This is a genomic window from Lentibacter sp. (assembly GCF_029254145.1).
Taxonomy (GTDB): Bacteria; Pseudomonadota; Alphaproteobacteria; order Rhodobacterales; family Rhodobacteraceae; genus Lentibacter.
Genome location: NZ_JAQWYD010000020.1, coordinates 1 through 6,140, shown reverse-complemented (window position 1 = coordinate 6,140; position 6,140 = coordinate 1). Strand labels below are relative to the sequence as shown.

Below are 6,140 nucleotides of genomic sequence, written 5' to 3'. Positions count from 1 at the left end.
ACACCGCACAAGACCGCCGAGGCTGAGGCTGACGGGAGTATTCTTGTGCTCTGTCCTAACCCTGAGAAGCTTCAGGAGGCTGTCGCCGATCCGCTGGCTGTGGCGCGCGGTGTGCATTTTACGCGCGATTTGGTCAACGAGCCTGCCAATCACCTGACCACGACAGAATTTGCCAACCGCCTCGTGGCGCTGGGCAAGCTCGGCCTTAAAGTTAAGGTGATGGAAGAGGCTGAGCTGGCCAAGCTTGGCATGCATTCACTTTTGTCTGTCGGCCATGGCAGTATTAGCCCCTCAAAAGTCGTTGTGATGGAATGGCTTGGCGGTGAAAAAGGCGCTGCACCGCTGGCGCTTGTCGGCAAGGGTGTTGTCTTTGACACTGGCGGTATCAGCCTCAAGCCAGCAGCTGGCATGGAAGATATGACCATGGATATGGGCGGCGCGGGCACTGTGGCTGGCACGATGCAAGCTTTGGCTGAACGCAAGGCCAAGGCCAATGTGATCGGGCTTGTCGGGCTTGTGGAGAACATGCCGTCTGATCGCGCCACACGTCCGGGGGATGTTGTGACCTCGATGAAGGGCGATACTATCGAGGTGATCAACACCGACGCCGAGGGCCGCCTCGTTCTGTGTGATGTGATGTGGTATGCGCAGGAGGTGTATAAACCTGCGGGGATGATCGACCTCGCCACGCTTACAGGCGCTGTTCTTGTGGCGCTGGGGCATGAAAACACAGGTGTATTCTCAAATGATGATGCTTTCTGCCAGAGCTTTATGAAAGCGGCCGAGGCCGAAGGTGAGGGCGCTTGGCGTTTGCCGCTGGGTCAAGCCTATGACGACCTGCTCAAGAGCCGCATTGCTGATATGAAAAACGTCGGCGGACGCACGGCAGGCTCGATCACAGCGGCTCAGTTCTTGCAGCGCTTTGTAAAAGAGGGCCAGCCGTGGATTCACCTTGATATTGCGGGCACAGCCAGCGTGAAGGCGGAAACGGCCTATGCGCCGCTCGGTGCGACGGGCTGGGGCGTTATGGCGCTCAACCGTTTTGTGGCGGATGCTTACGAGACGAAAGAGGTCTGATCCACATGGGCAAGGCGATGTTTTACCATCTGACGCGGCGTCCGCTGGAGCAGGCGCTGCCGCAGCTTTTGGAGGCATCGCTTTCGCGTGGCTGGAAAGTCGCTGTGCGCGGGCCCGAACGCGGACGGCTTGAATGGCTTGACGAGAAGCTTTGGAGCGGGCGGCCCGAGAGCTTTTTGCCCCACGGTCTCTCAGGTGGGCCACATGACGCGCATCAGCCTGTTTTGCTCACCGAAACGGCCGATCTGCCCAATGGGGCGACCTGCCTCATGGCGATTGATGGGGCCGCTGTGAGCGCTGAGGAAGTCAACGCGCTTGAGCGGGTCTGCCTTGTCTTCAATGGGTATGAAGAAGAGGCTGTATCGGTCGCGCGCGCACAGTGGAAGACCCTGACGGGTGCGGGTTGTGCCGCCGAGTACTGGTCCGAAGAGAGCGGGCGCTGGGAGAAAAAGGCCGAGAGTGAAGGCGCTTAGACGGTCAGCAGGCTGGCCAGATCCTGCGGGACATTCTGGCCGAGCTGCAACACCAGAGCTTTATCGCTTGTCAGGGGCATATTGAAGGGTGCGACCAGCTCACCTGTGTCGAGGGCGTTCTGTACGAGGGGCATATGCCCCATCAGGACGCCAAATCCTGCCTTTGCGTCGGCCATAGCGAGCGCATAGAGCGAATAGCGTGCAAGGTCTTGGCTGGCAGGGAGGGGTAAGCCGTGGGCTGTGGTCCAGAGTGGCCAATCATCGTACCAGCTTTCATCATAGAGCAAAGTTTCGTGCGCGAGATCTTGCGGTACTTTGAGGCGTACAGCGACGCTTGGCGCGCAGACGGGCAAGAGGCTGTCTTGGGCCAGTACCGTTTCTTGCGTCGATCCTGTGGGCTTTTGCAGGAACAGACTGCAATCAAACGGCGCGCGGCGCATATCGGGTGGGGTTTCCAGCGCATAGACCGATAGGCTTGTGGCGCCAAGGGCGGCGCGCACTTGCGCAAGACGCGGCTGAAGCCAGAGCTGTGCGATACTGGGCAGGGTTGCGATATTAAGCGTTGGCTTAGGGCTAAGTGTGCGCAAGAGGCTTGTCGCGTCAGAGATATTGTCAAAGGCAAGGGTGAGTGGCGCAAGAAGCGTGCGGCCCCCAGATGTTAGGGTGACCCCTTGTGCGCGGCGCGCAAACAAGGCGGTTCCGGCCCAGCCTTCGATCTGTTTGATGTGCTGAGAGATCGCGCCTGCTGTCACGCTAAGCTCTTCGGCTGCCGCGGCAAAACTGCCAAGCCTTGCCGCAGCTTCAAAGGCGCGCAAGGCGTTGAGTGGTGGACCCTTGGGGCGGGGAGGTGCAAGCGCCATGAAATCTAGCCTTAGTTTTTCTAAATCAAGGTTAGTGTCTTTCTGGTTTGCCGCAAGCGACAATCTGCGCCACCGTTCTCAAAAGAAATTTGGAGAGCGATCATGACATTGCAAAAGAGACAATGGGTTCCGACGGGCTGTGAGAGCCTTGTGATGCGCGTGGCGGGTGAAACGACGGCCGCGGCCTCAAGTGATGTGCTCGCACGGATCGAGGCGCTGGCAGCCGACAACAAGCGCATTCACGAGGCAGAGTGCTTTAACCTCAACCCTGCGACCAACGTGATGAACCCGCGCGCCGAGGCGCTGCTCTCGAGCGGGATCGGCTCGCGGCCCTCGCTGGGCTACCCTGGTGATAAATACGAGATGGGGCTTGAGGCGATCGAGGAGATCGAAGTGATCGCCGCGGCGCTGGCCTGTGAAGTCTTTGAGGCGCAATTTGCCGAGATCCGCGTACCATCTGGGGCGATTGCCAATCTTTACGCCTTCATGGCGAGCTGCAAACCTGGCGACACGATCATTGCACCGCCCGCGAGCATTGGCGGGCATGTGACGCACCACGCGGCTGGCTGTGCTGGGCTTTATGGTCTGCGTGTGATTGATGCGCCTGTTTTGGCGGACGGCTACACTGTCGATGTCGAGGGCTTGGGCGCGCTGGCGAAGGCTGAAAACCCAAAGCTTATTTCGCTGGGTGGGAGCCTCAACCTATATGAACATCCTGTGGCGCGAGTGCGTGAGATTGCCGACGAAGTGGGCGCTGTGCTCTTGTTTGATGCGGCGCATCAATGTGGAATTATTGCGGGTAAGGCTTGGCGGAATCCGTTGAGTGAAGGCGCGCATCTGATGACGATGAGCACCTACAAAAGCCTTGGTGGCCCAGCGGGCGGCTTGATTGTGAGCAATGACGCGGAGCTGGTGGAGCGGCTCGATGCAATTGCCTTCCCGGGCATGACGGCGAACTATGATGCGGCGAAATCGGCGGCATTGGCTGTGACACTGCTGGACTGGCGCGACTTTGGGCAAGGCTACGCGGCCGAGATGATTGCTATGGCGCAGGCTTTGGCCGGGGCACTGAAGGCGGAAGGGCTGCCTGTGTTTGAAGGTAAGCACGGTGCGACGCAGAGCCACCAGTTTGCGATTGAGGCGGCAGGCTTTGGTGGGGGACAGGCGGCGAGCAAAAAGCTGCGGCAAGCCGGCTTTCTGGCCTGCGGGATTGGCCTGCCGATCGAGACGGTGACGGGTGATATAAATGGCCTTAGGATCGGCACGCCCGAGCTTGTACGCTGGGGCATGACAGCGGCGGATGCGCCGAGGCTTGCAGGGCTGATTGCGCGGGGGGTGTTGAGCAACGATCCTGAGGCTGTTGCGCGCGAAGTTGCGGCGTGGCGAGGTGAGTTTGATCGTCTGCATTTTGTTCATGCGTAGTGTCACGCGCTGACGCGCGCGACCCGCTGGGGGCGTTGCCCCCAGACCCCCTTATTTGGTGGGGGCCAGCCCCCACTCCCCCAGGATATTTAGGAAAAGAGGAAGACGGGGGCGACTTTTGGGGAGGATGCGTTAGACGCCGAGGCGGTCGCGCAGGGCATACCATGTCATGGCGAGGGTGAGGAGCGGGGTGCGCAGGGCCGCTCCGCCCGGGAAGGGCGTGTTTGGGATGCGCGCCATTGTGTCAAACCCCGTGGCCTCGCCTGCGATCGCATCGGCCATGAGCTTGCCCGCCTGAGTGGCTGTTCCGACGCCATGGCCCGAGTAGCCCGAAGCGGAGAGGATATTGGGCGCAAGGCGCGCGAGATAGGGCAGGCGCTTCATCGTGATGGCGAGGGTGCCGCCCCATGTATAATCAAAGCGTATGTCTTTGAGGTGTGGGTAGATATCGATCATTGGTTTGCGCACGGTTTTGTCGATATCGGGGAATTTATATCCGTAACTTTCTCCGCCGCCGAAGAGGAGGCGATTGTCTGACGAGAGGCGGAAATAATTGACAACGAATTTGCTGTCGGCCACGGCAATGTCTCTGGTGAGCACGCGCACGGCGTCTTCTCCGAGCGGCTCAGTCGCGGCGATAAAATTGTTGATTGGCATGACGCGGCCTGCAACGCGGCGGTTGAGCCCGCCGAGGTAGCCGTTGGCCGCAAGGATCACATGATCGGCCAAGACGCGGCCTGTGTCGCAGCGCACAGTGACTTTTGCCCCGTCTTCGATGTGATGGACGTGGGTGTTTTCATAAAAGGTGACACCAGCTTTTTCGCAGGCGCGCGCAAGGCCCAAGGCGTAATTCAGCGGGTGCAGATGTGCCGCCCCCATATCAAGCGAACCGCCTTTGTAGCGAGGCGAGGGGCAGACTGCGCTTAAAGCCTCCTCGCTCAGAGCGGTGATTTGATCGTAGCCGTAGCGGCTTTGGAGGTGTTCGACATAGGCATGTTCATGGGCGGTTTCGGAGGCGGAAAACGTTGCATGGGCGATGCCTGGTTTGAGATCGCAGTCTATGTTGTGTTTTGAAATCAGCTGCTTAACGAGGTCTTTGGCGTTTTCAGCGAGCTCCCAGAGCTTCAGCGCCTCGGCCTCGCCCACCATTTTCTCAAGATCGGTTTGCTCGACGCGTTGGCCAGAGCCGAGCTGGCCGCCATTGCGGCCTGACGCTCCAAAGCCGACACGGTGCGCTTCAATGAGCGCGACAGAGTAGCCGCGCTCGGCCAAGTGAAGCGCAGCCGAGAGCCCTGTAAAGCCACCGCCGACAACGCAGATATCTGCCGCGGCATCGCCTCGAAGTTGGGGCGCGGGCGTGCGCTCATGAGCGGTCGCGGCATACCAGCTGCGCGGGAAGGCGCCTTTCGTGTCATTTGAGTAGAGAAGGTTCATATCAAACGTTGAGCAAGAGGTGTTCACGCTCCCAAGGCGAGATGACGCCGAGGAACTCTTCATATTCGGCGCGTTTCACGATGGAATAGACGCGGGCAAACTCGGGGCCGAGCACTTCGTGCAGCGCGCTGGCTTCGTCAAAGAGATCGAGTGCCGCCCCCATTTCGCGCGGGATATCCTCTTCGCCTTCATAGGCGTCGCCTTTGAACTGGCGGTCAGGGCGCTTCTCTTCATTGAGGCCAATGAGGCCACACGCGAGTGACACGGCGATGCCGAGATATGGGTTGCAATCCATCCCTGCAAGACGGTTCTCGACGCGCCGCGACTTCGGACTGGAAAGGGGGACGCGGATGCCTGTGGTGCGGTTGTCGCGGCCCCACTCAAGATTGATTGGAGCGGCGTGTTCGCGCACGTAGCGGCGATAGGAGTTCACGTAGGGCGCGATGACTGCGATTGCGGCTGGCAGATGATTCTGGAACCCCGCGATGTAGTGAAAAAACGCATCCGTCTCGCCGCCTTGCGGTCCAGAAAAGATATTCTGCCCTGTCTCTATATCAAGGACCGAATGATGAATGTGCATGGCAGAGCCTGGCTCGTCGGCAATGGGCTTGGCCATGAACGTGGCGTAGCAATTGTGGCGCATTGCGGCTTCGCGGATCAGCCGTTTGAAAAAGAAAACCTCATCGGCGAGCTTCACAGGGTCGCCATGCACGAGGTTGATTTCAAGCTGGCCTGCGCCGCCTTCTTGGGTGATCCCGTCGATCTCAAAACCTTGCGCTTCGGCGAAATCATAGATGTCGTCGATCACGGGGCCGAATTCATCAACGGCAGTCATGGAATAGGCCTGACGCGCGGCGGCGGGGCGGCCAGAGCG

Annotated in this window: 6 protein-coding genes; 3 read left to right on the top strand and 3 right to left on the bottom strand. The window is 59.7% G+C overall.

Translation table 11 applies throughout. The features are described 5' to 3' along the window. Nucleotides 1-1,077: leucyl aminopeptidase (locus P8O11_RS02475; protein WP_300291290.1), on the top strand; the 1,077-nt coding region annotated here is incomplete at its 5' end. Between the two features lie 5 nt (nucleotides 1,078-1,082). After that, nucleotides 1,083-1,550 (top strand): DNA polymerase III subunit chi, encoded by a 468-nt coding sequence (locus tag P8O11_RS02470; RefSeq protein WP_300291288.1) that lies wholly within the window; start codon nucleotides 1,083-1,085, stop codon nucleotides 1,548-1,550. Here P8O11_RS02470 and P8O11_RS02465 read toward each other — a convergent pair. Further along, nucleotides 1,547-2,410 carry a LysR family transcriptional regulator gene (locus P8O11_RS02465; RefSeq protein WP_300291286.1) on the bottom strand — a complete coding sequence of 288 codons (864 nt, stop codon included), beginning with the start codon at nucleotides 2,408-2,410 and terminating at the stop codon, nucleotides 1,547-1,549. The genes P8O11_RS02470 and P8O11_RS02465 overlap by 4 nt on opposite strands. A gap of 102 nt (nucleotides 2,411-2,512) precedes the next feature. Here P8O11_RS02465 and glyA point away from each other — a divergent pair, with 102 nt between their 5' ends. After that, nucleotides 2,513-3,832, top strand: coding sequence for an aminotransferase class I/II-fold pyridoxal phosphate-dependent enzyme (gene glyA / locus P8O11_RS02460; RefSeq protein WP_300291284.1), 1,320 nt, complete (start codon nucleotides 2,513-2,515; stop codon nucleotides 3,830-3,832). A 132-nt stretch (nucleotides 3,833-3,964) separates the two neighbouring features. On the opposite strand, the gene P8O11_RS02455 is transcribed toward glyA, so the two are convergent. Together P8O11_RS02455 and P8O11_RS02450 are read right to left on the bottom strand one after the other, a co-directional pair. Beyond that, nucleotides 3,965-5,266 (bottom strand): FAD-binding oxidoreductase, encoded by a 1,302-nt coding sequence (locus P8O11_RS02455; RefSeq protein ID WP_300291282.1) that lies wholly within the window; start codon nucleotides 5,264-5,266, stop codon nucleotides 3,965-3,967. Between the two features lies 1 nt (nucleotide 5,267). Further along, nucleotides 5,268-6,140, bottom strand: an 873-nt coding sequence (locus tag P8O11_RS02450) for a glutamine synthetase family protein (protein WP_300291280.1), incomplete at its 5' end; no start/stop codon positions are given.

Bases quoted from the DNA above. Each gene is read 5' to 3' on its own strand.
- P8O11_RS02470 (WP_300291288.1), top strand. From the start codon at position 1,083: ATGGGCAAGGCGATGTTTTACCATCTGACGCGGCGTCCGCTGGAGCAG.
- P8O11_RS02465 (WP_300291286.1), bottom strand. From the start codon at position 2,410: ATGGCGCTTGCACCTCCCCGCCCCAAGGGTCCACCACTCAACGCCTTG.
- glyA (WP_300291284.1), top strand. From the start codon at position 2,513: ATGACATTGCAAAAGAGACAATGGGTTCCGACGGGCTGTGAGAGCCTT.
- P8O11_RS02455 (WP_300291282.1), bottom strand. From the start codon at position 5,266: ATGAACCTTCTCTACTCAAATGACACGAAAGGCGCCTTCCCGCGCAGC.